The organism is Glutamicibacter sp. BS14 (genome assembly GCF_056934375.1).
In genome coordinates this window covers 2,024,814-2,043,106 of the sequence record NZ_CM167801.1, presented here as the reverse complement: position 1 = coordinate 2,043,106, position 18,293 = coordinate 2,024,814, and the positions used below count along the sequence as shown (strand labels likewise).

Below are 18,293 nucleotides of genomic sequence, written 5' to 3'. Positions count from 1 at the left end.
AGGTTCATTAGTTACCTTCCCCGGTCATCCAAGCCGTGATCCGTTTCCCTATACGTCCAGGCAGTGCGGGCCCAGCAGCACCTTCAAATCGCCGAACAGGGCAGGATTGGGGTTCACCCTGAAGTTCATGCCCAGGCGCAGCAGCGAGGTGCCGCGGCTGCCGGTGAGCTTCACCCGCACCTCGGTGTTGCCGCTGTGGGTGCGCAGCACATCGCCCAGCTTCTGCACCAGGGTCTCGGTGGCCTTGTGTGTCGGAATGCCGATGACTACCGGTCCCCCGTTGGCATCCTCGGAAATTTCCGGGATCATCATTTCCTGCGCGTTCAGGGTGATGGAGCCGTCATCGCGGCGCTGCACGCGCCCCTTGATGACCACGATCAGGTCATCGGCCAGGATCTCGGCGATCGGCTGGTAGGCCTGGCCGAAGAACATGACCTCCATCGAACCGGAGAGGTCTTCGATCTCGCAGCGCGCATACGGGTTGCCGCTCTTCTTGGCGATGCGCCGCTGCAGACCGGAAATCATGCCGGCGATGGAAATGATGTGGCCATCCTGCGGGCCGTCATCCGAGAGCACGTGCGTGACCGGCATGTCAGCGTACTGGTCCAGGGCCGAGCCCAGTCCCTGCAGCGGGTGGTCGGAAACGTACAGGCCGAGCATGTCGCGCTCGTAGGCCAGTTTTTCCTTTTTGTCCCAATCGGGCATGTCGGGGATCGCCACGTGCATCGACTCCGAGGACTCATCCGCGCCCAGGGCGCTGAACAGGTCGAACTGGTTGGCCGCCTCGTTGCGCTTGACCTGGATCACCGAATCCACGGCTTCTTCGTGGATGGCCACCAGCGCCCGGCGTGGATGCTTCATGGAGTCGAAGGCACCGGCCTTGATCAGCGATTCAATGGTTCGCTTGTTGCAGACCACGGCCGGGACCTTGCCCAGGAAATCGTTGAAGTCGTTGTAGTTGCCCTTCTCCGTGCGGGCCTCGACCATGCCGGCCACCGCATTGGTGCCGACGTTGCGGATGGCGCCCATGCCGAAGCGGATATCCTTGCCCACTGGGGTGAAGTTCAACGCCGATTCGTTGACATCCGGCGGCAGCACGGTGATGCCGATGTGGCGGCATTCGTTCAGGTACAGTGCCAGCTTGTCCTTGTCATCGCCCACCGAGGTCAGCAGCGCGGCCATGTATTCGGCCGGGTAGTGCGCCTTGAGGTAGGCGGTCCAGTAGGAGACCACGCCGTACGCGGCCGAGTGGGCCTTGTTGAACGCGTAGTCGGAGAATGGCAGCAAGATGTCCCACAGGGTCTGCACGGCGGCGTCCGAGTAGCCGTTGTCGTTCATGCCCTGCTTGAAGCCGGCGAACTGCTTATCCAGTTCCGACTTCTTCTTCTTGCCCATGGCACGGCGCAAGATATCGGCCTGGCCCAGCGAGTAGCCGGCCAGCTTCTGCGCAATAGCCATAACCTGCTCCTGATACACGATCAGGCCGTAGGTGCCGCCGAGGATCTCTGCCAGCGGTTCAGCGAGCTCCGGGTGGATTGGGGTGACTTCCTGCAACCCGGTCTTGCGCAGGGCGTAGTTGGTGTGGGAGTTGGCGCCCATCGGGCCCGGACGGTACAGCGCGATCACTGCGGAGATGTCTTCGAAGTTATCGGGGCGCATCATCTTCAGCAGCGAGCGCATGGGACCGCCATCGAGCTGGAACACGCCCAGGGTGTCGCCGCGGGCCAGCAGGTTGTAGGCCTCGGGGTCCTCGATACTCAGGGTCTCGAGGTCGATTTTGGTGCCGGTGTTGTACTCGATGTTCTCCAGGGCATCGGAAATGATGGTGAGGTTGCGCAACCCCAGGAAGTCCATCTTGATCAGCCCCAGGCCTTCACAGGTCGGGTAGTCGAACTGGGTAATGACCTGTCCATCCTGGATGCGCCGCATGATGGGGATGACGTCGATGATCGGGTCCGAGCTCATGATCACGCCGGCGGCGTGCACGCCCCACTGGCGCTTCAGGCCTTCCAGGCCCTTGGCCGTCTCGAAGACGCGGGCCGCCTCCGGGTCATTGGCCACCAGGTTGCGGAAGTCCCCCGCCTCCGAATAGCGCTTGGATTGCGGGTTCTCGATGTCGTTCAGCGGGATGTCCTTGGCCATCACCGCCGGCGGCAGCGCCTTGGTCAGGGTCTCGCCCATGCTGAACGGGTAGCCGAGCACGCGCGATGAGTCCTTCAGCGCCTGCTTGGTCTTGATTGAACCGTAGGTCACGATCATCGATACGCGCTCATCACCGTACTTCTCGGTCACGTACTTGATGACCTCGGAACGGCGGCGATCATCGAAGTCGACATCGAAGTCGGGCATGGAAACACGTTCCGGGTTCAGGAAACGCTCGAAGATCAGGCCGTGCACCAGCGGATCGAGGTCCGTGATCCGCATGGCGTAGGCGACCATGGAGCCTGCACCCGAACCACGCCCCGGGCCAACACGGATGCCGTGGTCCTTGGACCAGTTGATGAAGTCGGCCACGACCAGGAAGTATCCCGGGAAGCCCATCTTGATGATGACGTCCAGCTCGTAGTCTGCCTGCTTGCGCGAAGCTTCTGGGATGCCGTTCGGGTAGCGGTAGTGCAGTCCCTTGTCGACTTCCTTGATCAGCCAGCTGGTTTCGTCCTCCCCCGGCGGGCAAGGGAATTTCGGCATGTAGTTGGCGTTCGTGTCGAAGGAGACCTCGACCCGGTCGGCGATCGCCAGGGTGTTGTCGCAGGCTTCAGGAAATTCCTTGAACAAATCGCGCATTTCGCGCGCCGATTTCAGGTAGTAGCCGGTGCCGGAAAAAGCGAAGCGGCTGCCGCCCTGGTCATAGGTGGGCTCGTCGAGCGTGGAGCCGGAGTTGATGGCCAGCAGCGCCTCGTGGGCCTTGGCATCGGATTCATGGGTGTAGTGCAGGTCGTTGGTAGCCACCAGCGGAATGCCCAGTTCCTTGGCCAGGCGCAGCAGGTCCTTGGTGATGCGGCGTTCGATCTCCAGACCGTGGTCCATGATCTCGCAGAAGTAGTTTTCCTTGCCGAATAAATCCTGCAGTTCAGCCGCGGCCGCCTTCGCCGCATCGTACTGGCCCAGGCGAAGCTTGGTCTGGACTTCACCCGAAGGGCAGCCGGTCGTGGCAATGAGGCCTTCGTGGTGCTCGTTGAGCAGCTCGCGGTCCCAGCGCGGGTATTTGCCGAACACGGAGTCCAGCGAGGCGCGGGACGAACCCTTGAAAAGGTTGTCCATGCCCTTGTTGTTGTACGAGAGCAGGGTCATGTGGTTGTACAGGCCGCCACCGGAAACGTCATCGCCCTTTTGCGATTCGTCGGTACGCCATTTCACGCGGGTCTTGTCGTCGCGCGCGGTGCCCGGGGTGACATAGGCTTCTACGCCGATGATCGGCTTAACGCCAGCTCCGGTGGCTTGGCGCCAGAAATCGAAGGCACCGAACAGGTAGCCATGGTCGGTAATCGCCATGGCTTCCATGCCCTGCCGGTTAGCTTCGGCGAAGAGTTCGCCTAGGCGCGCCGCACCGTCCAGCATGGAGTATTCGGTGTGGGTATGAAGATGGACAAATCCGTCACGTGTAGCACTCACCCAACCAGTCTAGCGATCAAACCCGGACTTGGGCCCACCCCGGCGCGGTGCTGTGGCTAGCACGACACAAGGTGCTGCCGGCCAGTGGCCAACAGCACCTTGGAACTCAGTATCCGCCTTCGCGCAGCAGCTCGACGGCGCCTGCCAGATCCGCAGGATATTCGCTTTCGTATTCCATCCACTGGCCGGAGACCGGATGGGAGAATCCAAGACGTTTTGCATGCAGCCACTGCCGGGTCAGGCCCAGAGCGGCACCCAGCTTGGGATCCGCTCCGTAGGTCTGGTCTCCGGCACAAGGGTGCCCGAAGGCTGAGAAGTGGACGCGGATCTGGTGGGTGCGCCCGGTTTCCAGTTGCACCTCGACCAGCGAGGCGCGGCCGAAGGCCTCGATCACCTTGTAGTGGGTGACCGAGTCCCGCCCGCCATCCAGGACAGCGAACTTCCAGTCGTGGCCCGGGTGGCGCCCGATCGGCGCCTCGATGGTGCCTTCCAGCGGGTCAGGCAGGCCCTGCACCACCGCATGGTAGATCTTCTTGGGGGTGCGTTCCTTGAAGGCGCGCTTCAGTTCGGTGTAGGCGCGTTCGGTTTTCGCCACGACCATCAGGCCGCTGGTGCCCACGTCCAAGCGGTGCACTATGCCTTGGCGTTCGGCGGCACCGGAAGTGGTGATGTTGTAGCCCTCGGCCATGAGTGCGCCGACAACTGTCGGGCCCACCCACCCCGGGGATGGATGGGCTGCGACACCCACGGGCTTGTCGATGACCACATAGTCATCGTCGTCCGCGATAATCTTCAGCTCTTCCACTTTCTCAACCTTAATTTCTAATGGGTCTGCCTGCGGCGGGATGGTGACTACCAGCTGGTCCCCCGCCTTGATCTTCAGAGATTTGGCAATGGTTCGTCCGTTGACCTGGATCTGCGAATCCTTGCAAAGGCTCGAAGCCAAGGTGCGCGGGATCTGCAGGGACCGGGAGATATAGGCGTCAAGGCGTGCGCCGGCATCGGCTGGGTCAACCAGCAGTTCGTGAATGGTGGTTTCGTTCGAGATCATGCGTTTGGTTCTGCTTCCTCCTTGTTGGACTTGTCTTTCTTTGGAGGATCGCCAATGCTGCCATCGAGGTTGCGCCCGCGGATGAGCATGTACGCCACCGCGATCATGGAACAGACGATGAAGGAGTCGGCGACGTTGAAGATAGCGAAGTGGGTGACGGAAAACATGTCTACCACATGGCCGAATCCGAAGCCCGGTTCACGGAACAGCCGGTCCACGACATTGCCCAGGACACCGCCGAGCAGGCAGCCCAGGGCTATGGCCCAGCTTCTGGACAGCACCTTGCGGAAAAACAGGTAAATGACGTAGACCGCGACTGCCGATTGCAGGATCGCGAAGACTATGGTGAAGTCTTCGCCGATGGAGAAGGCGGCACCAGGGTTCAGGATGTAGTGGATGTTGAAGAATCCGGGAATCACTTCAATCGATTGGCCAAGCCGCATGTTCTGTTCAACGGCAATTTTGACGGTTTGGTCCAGTACCAGCGCGATCAGAGCGATCACGAGGCCAAGGCCAACGTATTTCTTCGCCTTCGCGCCCGCGTTTCCGGATTGAACTGCGTCCACAGTGGTACCCATTATTTCCTCTTAAACGTCAACGGTGGTGATCGGAATGTATCCGTTCACCACCGTTGATCTTACTTGATAGCTAGATCAAGTTATGAACTGTCAGCGACTAGCTGGTCTTGCCTGCCGCACCAGCATCGATCGAACCCTGGGACTCAAGGTCACGCAGCTGTCCTTCGATGTAGGTCTTCAGGCGAGCACGGTAATCGCGTTCGAAGCCACGCAACTGCTCGAGCTTGCGCTCCAGAACCGACTTCTGCTGCTCCAAGGCCGACAAGGTCTTGCGGCTCTTCTCTTCAGCGGTGGTGACCAAGGTGTTAGCTTCGGTCTTCGCTTCGGAGATGATCTTGTCGCGCTGCTCGACACCGGCAGCGACGTACTCGTCGTGCAGACGCTGAGCCATGGACAGCACGTTGGCTGCCGACTCTGCGGATTCGGAGCGAGGAGTTGCAGCTGGCGCTGCTGCTGCGGCCGGAGCTGCAGGTGCCTTCTCAGCGGCAGCTGGCTTAGCTTCTGCCTTCTTTTCCTCAGCTGGCTTGGCAGCTGGGGTTTCTGCCTTCGCTGGCTCTGCAGGCTTAGCTTCTGCCTTCTTCTCTTCAGCTGGCTTAGCAGCTGGAGCAGCAGGAGTAACTGGAGCGGCCGAAACAGGTGCAGGAACAGCCTGCTCCTTCGATACCGAACCCGCATCTTCGCCAAGTTCGGCAAGGCGGCTGCGCAGAGCCTCGTTCTCACCGGTTAGGCGACGCAGCTCCACAACGATTTCGTCGAGGAAGTCATCTACCTCGTCTTGGTCGTAGCCTTCACGGAACTTGGTCGGCTGAAACCGCTTATTGACTACGTCTTCTGGCGTCAGAGCCATTGGGTCACCTCAATACTGGGATCATTTCCGCACGACCATTGTCTTGCCTTGCGAAACACTTACCGTTTTTGTCAGTGTCGCGACCGGTGAAGTCGGAGCACCATTTCCTAAAGGATATAACGATTTGGACAATTATTACGAAATCGAGCTTACGCGCGAGTCTCTTATTCTTTGAATCTACAGCTTTTGACTGCTCAGGACAATCCCCGTGAAGCACGGAAATGCCCTAATCAGATCCCTGTCCTGAGACCCAGGTTGGCTACCACCGCTTTAAGAATGATTACGACGATGAACAACACAAGAAAGGACAGGTCAAGACGAATTCCGCCGAGATCCAGGGGTTTGATCTTCCGGCGCAACCAGCGCAGCGGAGGATCGGTAATCGACACGATTGCACTTGCGACAATCAATGCGATGCCTTTGGGTCGCCAGTGGCGAGCAAAGCTTTCCGTTACATCCAACACAATTCTCATTAAGAGCAGAATCTGGAGGATGGCTAAGGCGAGATAGATGATCCCGAACACCATTTTGTGCTTGTGCTCCTGGTGTCTTAGCTCTGATTAAAGAAGGTTGCTTGCGCTTCGGACTGCTTGCGATCTTCACCGAGGACCTCAACGGTCGCTGGTGAGAGCAAGAAGACCTTGTTCGTGACTCGCTCAATGGAGCCGTGCAGGGCGAAAACAAGACCGGCCGAGAAGTCGACGAGGCGCTTGGCATCGGTTTCACCCATGTCGGTGACATTCATAATCACCGGGATGCCGTCACGGAAGTTCTCACCGATGATCTTGGCATCGTTATAAGAACGAGGGTGGACGGTAGTAATCTGACGCAATTCGGAATCCTCATCCCGTACTGAAGGGGCACGCTTAATAGGGGTGACCGGAGCACGGTATTCCGTCTCTGGTTCTCTAGCTTGTGTTTGCGGCGCAGCCTGCCTTGCAACAGGCTGTGGGCGTGGGGCTTCGGCAGGTCGCTTTGGAGCTGTGTCCTCAACTACCCGAACCTGGGTTTTGGGCTCAGCGTGTTGTGTCTGGGTCTCTTCCTGCTCGACGGCGTCCGCCAAGCCGAGATATACCATTGCCTTACGCAGTCCGTCAGCCACGATGTTTCTCCTCGTTTATCCCATGCATGCAACCCCATTGCACGCTTCCGCTACTTCGACGCTACCGCACAAAATAATGCAGGCATCGTTCATTCGATCAATTCTTGGCGGTGTGTCGCGCACGCCTACGCGGCGGTCCAGATGAGTCCGGCAAGTCGTCCTGCACGGCTTGAACGCCGGTAGGAATAGTAGCTTTCGTCTTCCAAGGTGCAGACACCGGATTGCCGCACGTCCACCCCGAGGCCGCGCAGTTCTTGTTCGGCTGAGGCCGGAAGGTCCAGCCCATGGGTCCCCCAGCGAGTCGTGGTGCGAATCCCGGTGCGCAACTCTTCGGATTCCTGGGCCATGCTTTCTGGAACTTCATAGCATCGGCCGCAGATCGAAGGGCCGATCACGGCTTCCACTGTGTCGGCACCATGAGCCTTCAGGCCCTCGACCGTTTTTGCCAGGATCCCGTCGAGCAGCCCGCGCCGGCCGGCGTGGGTTGCGGCACTCAGGGTTTGCCCATCGCGCGTGTTTCTTCCGACAAAGAGCACCGGAAGGCAGTCGGCGACCATCACTGCCAGGGGCTGGGTGCCAGTTGGGTCCAGCAATCCATCGCAGGTTGGCGCTGCCGGCTCTAGCCACGAGGTGCGCCGCACCGGCGTGACCTCATATACATCGGCGGAGTGCACCTGGTTCATGAAGTTAAGCGAGAAGCGTCGAACCCCGATCAAGTCCTCCAATTTGGCTCGATTCTCCGCCACAAGGCGGGGATCGTCATTCACGTGCAGGGCGAGGTTTCCCTCAGCCTGCGATGTGAATGCCAGTTGGATGCTCGGATCGAGGTTCGACGCGAAATGTAGCACTGCTCAGCTTCTTGCTGTTTTTACTTCAGGAAGTCCGGGACATCCAGGTCGTCGTTCGAACCATTCAGGTCCGAGTCGACAACATCTGGAAGGTCCTGGAAGGAGCTAGCCTGCTCTGCGGCAGCTGGCTTCTCATGAGCAACCTGGGCTGGCTTCGCAGCTTCGGTTGCAGCAGGTGCTGGTGTTTCTGGAATGCTCGCTGGCACTTGCTCAGCCGGGCGCGCGGAGACAGCTGGCTTTGCTGCGACCGGTGCCATTGGCTTGCTGGTGACATCTGGCTCGTCGAAGCCGGCTGCAATCACGGTGACACGTGCTTCGTCGCCCAAGGCGTCGTCAATGACGGCACCGAAGATGATGTTGGCTTCCGGGTGGGCAACTTCCTGCACGAGGCGTGCAGCTTCGTTGATTTCGAACAAGCCGAGGTCGGAGCCGCCCTGGATGGAGAGCAGGACGCCGTGGGCGCCATCGATAGAAGCTTCGAGCAGTGGCGAGGCAATAGCCAGCTCCGCTGCCTTCACTGCACGGTCTTCGCCCCGCGCCGAACCGATGCCCATCAATGCCGAGCCTGCGCCCTGCATAACGGACTTCACGTCGGCGAAGTCGAGGTTGATCAGGCCCGAGGTAGTGATCAGGTCGGTAATGCCCTGCACGCCGGAGAGCAGAACCTGGTCTGCCTGGCGGAATGCATCGAGCACCGATACGTTGCGATCCGAGATCGACAGCAGTCGATCGTTCGGGATCACAATGAGGGTATCCACTTCGTCGCGCAGGGCTTCGATGCCCGACTCGGCGGAGTTAGCGCGGCGGCGACCCTCGAAGGTGAATGGACGGGTGACCACGCCGATGGTCAGCGCGCCAAGCGAGCGGGCAATGCGGGCCACGACCGGCGCGCCGCCGGTACCAGTACCGCCGCCTTCGCCAGCGGTCACGAAGACCATGTCCGCGCCGCGCAGGACGTCTTCGATTTCTTCTACATGATCTTCCGCTGCCTGGCGTCCCACATCAGGGTTGGCGCCAGCGCCCAGGCCACGAGTCAGTTCGCGTCCTACGTCGAGTTTGACGTCGGCATCACTCATAAGCAGAGCCTGGGCATCGGTGTTAATGGCGATGAACTCTACGCCCTTGAGACCGACTTCGATCATTCGATTGACTGCGTTTACACCGCCACCGCCGATTCCGACGACTTTAATGACCGCGAGGTAATTCTGTGGAGCTGCCACGTCCCGCTTCCCTTGTTAGATGTGCTACATATTTCACGACTCCAGCTAAAGACCTTCACCTTTAGCCTTAAGGTTAAGATTCTGTCAAGCTGTCGTTATTAGAAACGCTATGAGTCGTGTGGTCTTTCTGCAACGACCGCCTAGGCGTGTCGCTTATTCAAAACTATCTTTCCAGAATTTCTTGGCTTATTGGTCTTCCCGCGCCCAGAGCACCGCGACTTAATAGACCACGGGATTTTCTGGGTTGGTGACGTCGATGGTCGTCTTGGCCGCGTGCTTTTTCTCAAGCTCTTTCAAGAAGATCGTCGCCACTTCATTTTTCAGGGCCGCTTTCTTGGCGTCTCCCCAAATCAAAGTGCGGTTCTTCGGCAACGCCAGTTCGGCGAACCCTGCCTTGGACAAGGATGCCGTTGAGACTTCCTTGAGCACTTTCTTGTCAACGGTGCTCAAGATTCCGGTCAGCAGCTTGAACTGCTCCGGATCAGCAGTGACGTCGGTGGCCTTGATCTTGGGCAACTGGTCCTTGTCATTCTTGCCGACGGTGCGAAGCTTCTTGCCGGTCTCGGAGACCAGGTACTGCTTCTTGCCCTCCAGCAAGATGGCCACCGGCACAGCTTCGATTACCTCAACGACCAAGGTGTTGGGCATCTGGGCCTTGACCACGATTTCGTCGATGGCCGGCTGCTCGCCGATCAGCTCCTGGACCCTCGATTCAGAGATCCGCGGCAGCGGAACGCCCTTCAATGGTTCCAGGGACTTCCCCAGCTTCTCGGAATTGACCAGCTTGGTGCCGGTTACTTCGATCTTCTTGGCAGCGATCACCGGTGAGAAGCTCAAGATCAAAACCGCAGCGAGGCTGAGCACGACGATGCATGCCGTGAGAATAATCAGGATCTTGCGCCGTTTTTTCTCCGGGCTCTCCGGAAGTTCTACGACTTTTGCTGCTTCACCCATGGATCACCTTGGTAGACGGAAGTGGACCAACTGCGATGGCCTCGGACTCGGGACGGAATTCGTCAGCTCAGCGACTTGACGATGTCTGGGCCTAGCGCTGTGACATCGCCGGCGCCAATGGTCATGATGACATCGCCCGGCTCGGACTGCTCAACCACGTGCGCTACAGCGGCTGCCGGCGAAAGTACCTGGGCAGGAACCTCGATGCGCGATGCGATCAGTTCGCTGTCCACGCCATCGATAGGTTCTTCACGTGCCGGGTAGATATCCAGCACGGCCACCGAATCGGCCAGGGACAAGGCCTGGGCGAATTGGCGGAAGAACTCTTGGGTACGGCTGAACAGGTGCGGCTGGAAGACAATGTGCAGCCGGCCGTTGCCGGCCACCGTACGGCCGGCGGTCAGCGCTGCCTGCACCTCGGTCGGGTGGTGCGCGTAGTCGTCGTAGACACGGACCTCTGCGGCTTCACCCTTGAATTCGAATCGGCGAGCTGCCCCGGAGAAACTGGAGAGCGCCTGCAGCGCTTCGTCAACGTCCACACCTGCATCAATGCCGACAGACAATGCGGCGGCAGCATTAAGCAGGTTGTGCTGGCCGGGCACTGCCAGATCCAGGATGCGGCTTTGTCCGCTGCCCCATTCGATGGTTGCGGTGAAGCGGCCGTCTTCGGTGGCGCGGGCATCGGAAAGGCGGCGGTCGGCGTGATCGCTGAAGCCGTAGGTCTGCACGCGGATTTCCGGACGCTCTGCGCGCATCTTGTGCGCCAGATCGTTGGAACCCTCATCATCTGCACAGCAGATCAGCAAGCCGTCTGCCGGCAATAGCCTGGCGAAGTCCACGAAGGCCTGGTGCACTGCTTCAGCGGTACCGTAGTGATCCAGGTGGTCGGCTTCGACGTTGGTCACGATGATGGCATCCGGCCGGTAGTTGAGGAAGGAAGCGTCGGATTCGTCCGCTTCGGCCACGAAGTAGGATCCGGCCCCGAGCTCGGCGTTGGTGCCCAGGCTTGGAATATTCGCTCCCACGGCGAAGCTCGGACGCGCGCCAATGGTCTTGAGCATATGGGCGGTCAGCGAAGTGGTGGTGGTCTTGCCGTGAGTACCGGCGATGGCCACGATCTTCTCGTGGCCGCGCATGGTAGCTTCCAGGCCTTCGGAGCGGTGCAAGATTCGCAGTCCGCGGCGCAGGGCTTCGTCATATTCCGGGTTTCCGGCCTTGATGATCGAGGAGATCACCACGGTGTCGGCGTCGCCGAGGTTCGCTGGGTCGTAGCCTACGTGGATTCGCGCGCCGCGCTCACGCAAGCCATCGAGCACCGGGAGATCCTTGGCATCGGTGCCGGAGACAGCCAGGCCGTAGTCGAGCAGCAGCCGTGCAACCGCTGATACGCCAACCCCGCCTACACCCATCAGGTGTACCTTGCCCAGATCGGCGTTCAGTTCGTCGGCTCGCAGTGCCATGGTTCTAGCCTTCCTGACCCGCACGGCGGCGGGTTGAAACTTCATCAATAATCCGTCGCGCCATGATCTGCGCGGCGTCGCGCTGCCCCAATGAGGCAGCGGCTTGAGACATCTTTTCAATTTTATGCTGATCGGTCAGCAGATTGATGACATTTTCGCTGATATAGGACTTTGTGAACTCCGCGTCGGAAACCAGGACGGCTCCCCCGGCAGCGACCAGTTCACGGGCGTTGAGCTTTTGCTCGCCGTTGCCGATGGGCAGCGGAACCAGTACCGAGGCCGTGCCAGCTACGGCCAGTTCGCAGACGGTGCCCGCGCCGGAGCGGCAGATCATCAAATCCGCGACGGCGTAGGCGTAGTCCATGCGGTCCACGTATTCGGTCTGGCTGTAGCCTTCATGGGACAGCAGATTGCCCGAGGCGTCCAGAATCTGCTTTCCGCGTCCGGTGATGTGGATAGTGTGGATGCCAGCTGCGTTCAGCTCGTCCAGGGACTGCTCGATGGCGGTATTGATGCTCTGCGCTCCGGAGGATCCACCGGTGACCAGAAGTACCGGCTTCTGCCCGGTGATACCGAAGTACCCGCGTGCTTCGCCTCGCAGCGCGGCTTTGTCCATGGTGGCAACGTTGGAGCGCATCGGCATGCCCACCTGCATCTCACCGGGCAGCCCGGTGTTGGCGAAAGTGGTTCCGACGAATGCCGCGTTCTTTGCCCCGAGCTTGTTTGCCATGCCGGCAACGGAGTTGGCCTCATGCACGAAGATCGGCAGCTTCAGCTGCTTCGCGGCAAGATATGCCGGGGTGCAGACATAACCGCCGACGCCCAGGACGGCCTCGGCCTTGGTAGTGCGCAGAACGTTCTTCGCGTTGTTAATGGCCTTGATGAAACGGAAAGGGAACTTGAGCAGATCCATGTTGATGCTGCGTGGCATCGGGGCCTTGGGGATGAGTTCGAGCGGGTAGCCGGCTTCCGGCACCAGCTTGGTTTCCAGGCCACCGGGAGAACCCAGTGCTGTGACCATTGCTTCGGGATGCTCGGCCTTCACGGCATCAGCTATGGCCAGCATGGGCGAGATATGGCCGGCAGTTCCGCCGCCGGCGACGACTAGACGAAGTGCTTCGCTCATCTGTTGCTGTACTCCTTCGTCCTGCCAATGGGCAGGATCAACGTCCACCGCAGATTCAGCGATGGGCCTCTGCTTCTGATAGCGGCCGCTTGCGGCGCACTATTTGGTTTTCTTGCTCTTTGCCGGTTTCTTTTCCAGAGTTGCTTCGAATTCAAGTTTTTGCGCCCGGGCCGAGGAGAGGACATAGCCCATTGCCAGCATGATGGCGAGCATCGCCGAGCCGCCGGAGGAAATGAACGGCAGCGGAACACCGATCACGGGAAGTACGCCGGTGACGGTACCCAGATTCACGAAGGTCTGGCCGATGACCCAGGACATCAGGCAACCCATGAGCACCTTGGTGTACAAGTCCTTGGCGCGTGCTGCAATGCGATACATCGCCAAGGCCAGCAGCATGAACATGACCAGGACGAACAGCACGCCGATCAGGCCGAACTCTTCACCCAGGATGGAGAAGATGAAGTCGTTCTGCGCCTCAGGCACATAGGACCACTTCATGCGGGACTGGCCTGCGCCCACACCGAACCAGCCGCCGGAGGCGAAGGCGTGAAGGCCCATGCTGGCCTGGTAGCAAAGGTCGCTGCTCGGGCCGCAATCGGTATCAAGCCAAGCGACGATGCGCTGGCGGCGGTTGGAGGAAGCGAAGATCGCCACGGACAGGCCCAGGACACCGACCACCGAAAACGCCGCCAGCCACTTCATCCGGATGCCGCCCAAGAACATCGCCGAGGCAATGATCATCAACAAGACCAGCGCTGTACCTACGTCCTTGCCGACCACGATGAGGCCAACAATGAAGACCCCCACCGGGGCAACCACTGGGACGACCAAATGCTTGATGTCGTGCAGCAGATGCTGCTTCTTTTCCAGCATGAACGCGGCAAAAACAGACAACGCCAGTTTGGCGAACTCGCTGGGCTGCAGGCCGAAGCCGCCGATGCGGATCCAGTTTCGGTTGCCGAGCACCGTATGGCCCAATGGCGTGAACGCCACGAGGAACAACAGGACCACTGCCGCAATAACGGAAGGCCAGGCCAGCCGCTTCAGCGTTTCCGGCTTGATCCGCTGCATGACCAGCATGCAGAGAATACCCAAGGCGGCAAAGCCACCCTGGGACAGCGCCACGGTGAAACCGTCCCTGCCCTTCGCGATCGCTTCAACCGACGCCGATGACTGGACCATGACCACACCGAAAACGGCCAGCACGATGGAGCCCACGAGCACCAGCCAGTAGTCCGTGGAGGCCATGCGGCCGCTGGAGTTCTCGACGGTTCCGAGCATCCTGCCGAATCTCGCGTACCAAGGGAGTTCGGCTTTGGAACCTGCTGGCTTCTTGTTCATTTTCATCGCCATCGGTGCCTCCTGCCTCGGTGTCGTTTATTCGGTCAGCTTTCGATTACTGGTCTTCGCCAGTTTTATCCATCAGATCACTGACGGCAGCGATAAATGCGTTGCCACGCTGGGCGTAGGAACTGAATTGGTCCATCGAGGCCGCGGCGGGAGCCATGAGCACGGTATCCCCTGCTTCGGCTACTTCGGCAGCCTTGGAGACCGCACGCGTCATGACCTGGGCGCCGCTTGGAACCGAACCGTCACCGCCCTGCGCTGCCCCAGTGATGTCGATGACTTCAACCTCTGGCGCGTGGGCAGCGAGTGCTTGGCGCAAACCGGCGGTGTCGGTGCCGATGAGCAAGACCTTGGCCAGGCGCTGCGCGTGCTTGGCGATCAAGTCGCCGTATTCCACGCCCTTGGACAAGCCACCGGCAATCCAGACCACACGGGTGAATGCAGCCAACGAAGCATCGGCCGCATGCGGATTAGTGGCCTTGGAATCATTGATCCACAGGATGTCGTTCTTGCGGGCGACGGCCTGGATCCGGTGATCGCCGGAGTCGAAGTTCGCCAAACCCGCAGCGACAGCTTCTGCATTCACTCCGTACGCGCGGGTCAGCGCCGCCGCGGCAGCCGCGTTCGCGGCGGTGTGGCGCGGAACAATCTCGCCGATGTCCTTCAGGGCGATCAGTTCCACGGCACTGGTCTTGCGCTCTTCGATGAAGGCGCGGTCCACCAGCAGGCCTTCGACAACACCCACCATCGATACTGCTGGGGTATCGGTGGTGAAGCCGATAGCACGGCAGCCTTCGATGACTTCAGCGTTTTCCACCATGGTGATGGTGCGCTCATCGGCGGCGTTGAAGATCGCTGCTACCTGGGTGCGTTCGTAGATCTTGGCCTTGGCGGCCTTGTAGTTGTCGAAGCCGCCATGCCAGTCCACGTGGTCTTCGGCCAGGTTCAAGACCACCGAGGCAAGCGGAGAAATGCTATGCGTGTAGTGCAGCTGGAAGCTGGAGAGCTCGACGGCGAATACGTCATAGTCCACCGGTTCGCGTACGGCATCCAGGATCGGGGTGCCGACGTTGCCGACGGCGATGGCCTTCAGCCCATCGGCGCGCAGGATCGCCTCGGTCATGCCCACAGTGGTGGTCTTGCCGTTGGTGCCGGTAATCGCCAGCCACTGTGGTGCTGTGTGGCCGGCACGGTTCTGCACGCGCCAAGCCAGCTCGATATCGCTCCAGATCTCGATGCCCTCGGACTCGGCCTCTGCGATGACCGGATTACGGGGATTCCAGCCTGGGGAAACCATGACCAGCTGGGCCAGCTTGCCATCGACCAACGGCAGGGCTTGTACGTTCCCGTCGCCCAGCAGCACCTCATGGGCCCCGACGATCTTCAGCGTCTCGGCACGTTGCTGGTTCAGCTGGTCATCGCGGCCGTCGATGACGGTGACGATGGCACCCAGCTCGATGAGGGTGTCGGCCGCAGAGAATCCGGAGAGTCCCAGTCCGGCGACGACTACGCGCAGGCCTTTCCAATCAGCATCCCAGCTGGTTAGCGAGTCAAGAGATTTGCCAGCGTCTACGCTCACAGTGCGACAACCCATTCAGAGTAGAAGAGACCCAGGCCCGCGGCCACGAACAGGCCGGCAAGGATCCAGAATCGGATAACAACGTTTTCTTCGGACCAGCCCGAAAGCTCGAAGTGGTGCTGCAGCGGCGCCATCTTGAACACGCGCTTGCCGCCCGAGAGCTTGAAGTAGCCCACCTGGATGATCACCGACAGGGAGATGATCACGAACAGGCCGGCAATTACCACCAGCAGCAGCTGGGTGCGCGAGAGGATCGCGAAGGCAGCCACGGCGCCGCCGATGGCCAGCGATCCGGTGTCGCCCATGAAGATCTTCGCCGGCTTGGCGTTGAACCAGAGGAAGGCGATCAGCGCACCGGAGAGGGTGGCCCCCAGCAGGGCCAGGTCCTGCGGGTCGCGTACCGAGTAGCAGACGTCCAGCGAGTCCATGTTGCTGCAGGCCTGGTTCTGCTGCCAGATGCCCATCAGGGTGTAGGCGCCGAAGACCATGATCGAGGCACCGGTAGCCAGTCCGTCCAGGCCATCGGTCAAGTTCACGCCGTTGGTAGCACCGGTAACGATGAAGTTCGCCCAGAGCACGAACAGGATCATGCCCAGCATCGGGCCTGCGAAGGCCAGGTCGATGTTGGTGTCGCGCAGGAAGGAGATCGCGGTAGAGCCCGGAGTCAGGCCCTGGTCATTGGGGAACTGCAAGGCCAGCACGGCGAAGCTGATGCCGAAGAATGCCTGCAGGACAATCTTCTGCCAGGCGCGCAAGCCCAATGAGCGCTTCTTGAAGATCTTGATGAAGTCATCGAGGAAGCCGACCAGTCCCATGCCGCCGAAGAGCATCAGGACCAGCATTCCGCTGGCGGTAATTCCCGAAGAAGTGCGTCCCATGAGCGAAAGGATGCCATGGGTGGCGAAGTACGCCACGAACACGGCCAGGACGAAGACCACTCCGCCCATGGTCGGGGTGCCGGACTTGATGGCGTGCGAGTTCGGCCCGTCGTCGCGCACGACCTGCCCGTATTGCTTCTTGGTGAGCAGGCGGATGTACAGCGGCATGGCCACCATGGTCAGCACGAGGGCAATGCCGGCCCCCAGAATCAATGCGATCATGCGTTGTCGCCTTCCTTCGCGAATGCTGCAATGTCGTCGCCGAGGAAGCGTAGACCGGCCCCGTTAGAGGACTTGAACAAGGCGATGTCGCCTGGCTGAAGCTGCTCTTGCAGCAGCGCGCGAGCCTCATCTACGTCTTCAACGTAGAAGGCCTCGTCGCCCCAGCTGCCTTCGAGCACAGCGGAGTTGTAGGCGGGCTTTGCGCCACGGCCTACCACTACAAGTTTCTTGATGTTCATGCGAACTGCCATGCGGCCCAGCAGGTCGTGCTGGTGGATGCTGTCATCGCCCAGTTCCAGCATTTCGCCCAGGACTGCCCAAGTGCGTCGGCCCGGTGCGCCGTCGGCGCCCAGGCCCAATTCGGCCAGGGTCACCAGCGCAGCGCGCATTGATTCAGGGTTCGCGTTGTACGCGTCGTTGATGATGCTCACGCCGTCAGCGCGCTCGATGCGCTCCATGCGCCAGCGGCTGCCGGCAGCGCGGCCTTCCAGGCCTGCGGCGATCAATTCCGGGGCGATATCCAGGGCCAGTGCAGCGTTGGCCGCGGCGAGGATATTCGAGACGTGATGGCGTCCCAGGAGGCCCGAGGTGATGCGCTTGCTGTAGCCGCCAGGGAATTCAAGAGTGAGTTCTGGCTGCCCGTGGGAATTCACAACAACGTCGGTGGCCCAGACCCCAGCGTTTTCCGGCTTGTTCTTTCCGGTGCCGAAGAAGCGCACGGCTCCCCCGGAACGCAAGTCCATGCGTGCCACGCGGGGGTCTTCAGCATTCAAGATGGCCGTGCCATCGGCTGGCAGGGCTTCAACGAGTTCGCCCTTGGCCTTCTCGATGTTCTCCACCCCGCCGAATTCGCCGGCATGGGCGGTACCGACGCACAACACGACACCGACCTGCGGGTGCACCATATCTGTCAGGTACGTCAGGTGGCCAATGCCGGTGGCCCCCATCTCGATGACAAAGTACTTGGTCTCTTCGGTGGCGCTGAATACCGTCAGCGGGACGCCGACTTCGCCATTGTACGAGCCGATTGGCGACACGGTCGGCGCCACTTGCGACAGAATACCGGCGAGCAGGTCCTTGGTGGTGGTCTTGCCGGCCGAACCGGTGATTCCCACGACCTTGGCGTCGTTCTTTTCCTTGAGAAGCGCAACGATGTGCGCGGCAATTTTGCCCATTGCTTCTACCGCGTCTTCAATGATGATCGCCGGGTGTTCCCTGCGGTCTTCATCGTGGGTAATGCGTTCAGCTAGGGCCAGCACTGCGCCGGCGGCGCGTGCACGGTCGATAAAGGCGTGCCCGTCGGAGAGTTCTCCGGGCTTGGCGACGAATAAGGCACCCGGGACGACTTCGCGCGAGTCAGTGGTCACGGAAGTGATCACCGTGTCGGAGGCGGCTGTAGCAGTCGCTTTTCCGCCGGTGATTTCCAGCAGGTCGGTCAGAGACAGTTCAATCATGGCAATAAGGACTTT

15 protein-coding genes are annotated in these 18,293 nt (G+C 60.4%); all 15 read right to left on the bottom strand.

The window, feature by feature from the left end; genetic code table 11:
* Window positions 1-48: 48 nt before the first annotated feature.
* Window positions 49-3,612 carry a DNA polymerase III subunit alpha gene (gene dnaE / locus AC1Z36_RS09695; protein WP_105656790.1) on the bottom strand — a complete coding sequence of 1,188 codons (3,564 nt, stop codon included), beginning with the start codon at window positions 3,610-3,612 and terminating at the stop codon, window positions 49-51.
* A 106-nt stretch (window positions 3,613-3,718) separates the two neighbouring features.
* A complete protein-coding gene (locus tag AC1Z36_RS09690; RefSeq protein ID WP_105661480.1) occupies window positions 3,719-4,663 on the bottom strand; it encodes an RluA family pseudouridine synthase in 945 nt (314 codons plus the stop codon).
* Entirely contained in the window at window positions 4,660-5,241 is a 582-nt protein-coding gene (gene lspA, locus AC1Z36_RS09685; RefSeq protein ID WP_105661481.1) for a signal peptidase II, read from the bottom strand. The genes AC1Z36_RS09690 and lspA overlap by 4 nt, the downstream gene beginning before the upstream one ends.
* 97 nt (window positions 5,242-5,338) lie before the next feature.
* A complete protein-coding gene (locus tag AC1Z36_RS09680; protein WP_105656793.1) occupies window positions 5,339-6,088 on the bottom strand; it encodes a DivIVA domain-containing protein in 750 nt (249 codons plus the stop codon).
* Window positions 6,089-6,318: 230 nt separating this feature from the next.
* The gene (locus AC1Z36_RS09675; protein ID WP_105656794.1) at window positions 6,319-6,615 is read right to left on the bottom strand and encodes a YggT family protein; all 297 of its coding nucleotides are present in this window, start codon (window positions 6,613-6,615) and stop codon (window positions 6,319-6,321) included.
* A 23-nt stretch (window positions 6,616-6,638) separates the two neighbouring features.
* A complete protein-coding gene (locus tag AC1Z36_RS09670; protein WP_105656795.1) occupies window positions 6,639-7,190 on the bottom strand; it encodes a cell division protein SepF in 552 nt (183 codons plus the stop codon).
* Window positions 7,191-7,315: 125 nt separating this feature from the next.
* Complete coding sequence (locus AC1Z36_RS09665; protein ID WP_105661482.1) at window positions 7,316-8,038, bottom strand: purine nucleoside phosphorylase YfiH/LACC1 family protein; 723 nt, start codon at window positions 8,036-8,038, stop codon at window positions 7,316-7,318.
* A gap of 20 nt (window positions 8,039-8,058) precedes the next feature.
* Window positions 8,059-9,258, bottom strand: a complete 1,200-nt coding sequence (gene ftsZ, locus AC1Z36_RS09660) for a cell division protein FtsZ (protein WP_105656797.1) — start codon at window positions 9,256-9,258, stop codon at window positions 8,059-8,061.
* Window positions 9,259-9,477: 219 nt separating this feature from the next.
* The gene (locus AC1Z36_RS09655) at window positions 9,478-10,212 is read right to left on the bottom strand and encodes a cell division protein FtsQ/DivIB (RefSeq protein ID WP_105656798.1); all 735 of its coding nucleotides are present in this window, start codon (window positions 10,210-10,212) and stop codon (window positions 9,478-9,480) included.
* 62 nt (window positions 10,213-10,274) lie between these two features.
* A complete protein-coding gene (murC, locus tag AC1Z36_RS09650; protein WP_105661483.1) occupies window positions 10,275-11,672 on the bottom strand; it encodes a UDP-N-acetylmuramate--L-alanine ligase in 1,398 nt (465 codons plus the stop codon).
* A 4-nt stretch (window positions 11,673-11,676) separates the two neighbouring features.
* Entirely contained in the window at window positions 11,677-12,798 is a 1,122-nt protein-coding gene (murG, locus tag AC1Z36_RS09645) for an undecaprenyldiphospho-muramoylpentapeptide beta-N-acetylglucosaminyltransferase (protein WP_332594671.1), read from the bottom strand.
* A 99-nt stretch (window positions 12,799-12,897) separates the two neighbouring features.
* On the bottom strand, window positions 12,898-14,151 hold the full coding sequence (ftsW, locus tag AC1Z36_RS09640) for a putative lipid II flippase FtsW (RefSeq protein ID WP_402734768.1): 1,254 nt from the start codon (window positions 14,149-14,151) through the stop codon (window positions 12,898-12,900).
* Between the two features lie 43 nt (window positions 14,152-14,194).
* A complete protein-coding gene (murD, locus tag AC1Z36_RS09635) occupies window positions 14,195-15,739 on the bottom strand; it encodes a UDP-N-acetylmuramoyl-L-alanine--D-glutamate ligase (protein WP_105661486.1) in 1,545 nt (514 codons plus the stop codon).
* The gene (mraY, locus tag AC1Z36_RS09630) at window positions 15,721-16,824 is read right to left on the bottom strand and encodes a phospho-N-acetylmuramoyl-pentapeptide-transferase (protein WP_105656803.1); all 1,104 of its coding nucleotides are present in this window, start codon (window positions 16,822-16,824) and stop codon (window positions 15,721-15,723) included. The genes murD and mraY overlap by 19 nt, the downstream gene beginning before the upstream one ends.
* Window positions 16,821-18,278, bottom strand: a complete 1,458-nt coding sequence (locus AC1Z36_RS09625) for a UDP-N-acetylmuramoyl-tripeptide--D-alanyl-D-alanine ligase (RefSeq protein ID WP_105661487.1) — start codon at window positions 18,276-18,278, stop codon at window positions 16,821-16,823. Before AC1Z36_RS09625 ends, mraY begins: the two co-directional genes overlap by 4 nt.
* Window positions 18,279-18,293 lie beyond the last annotated feature (15 nt).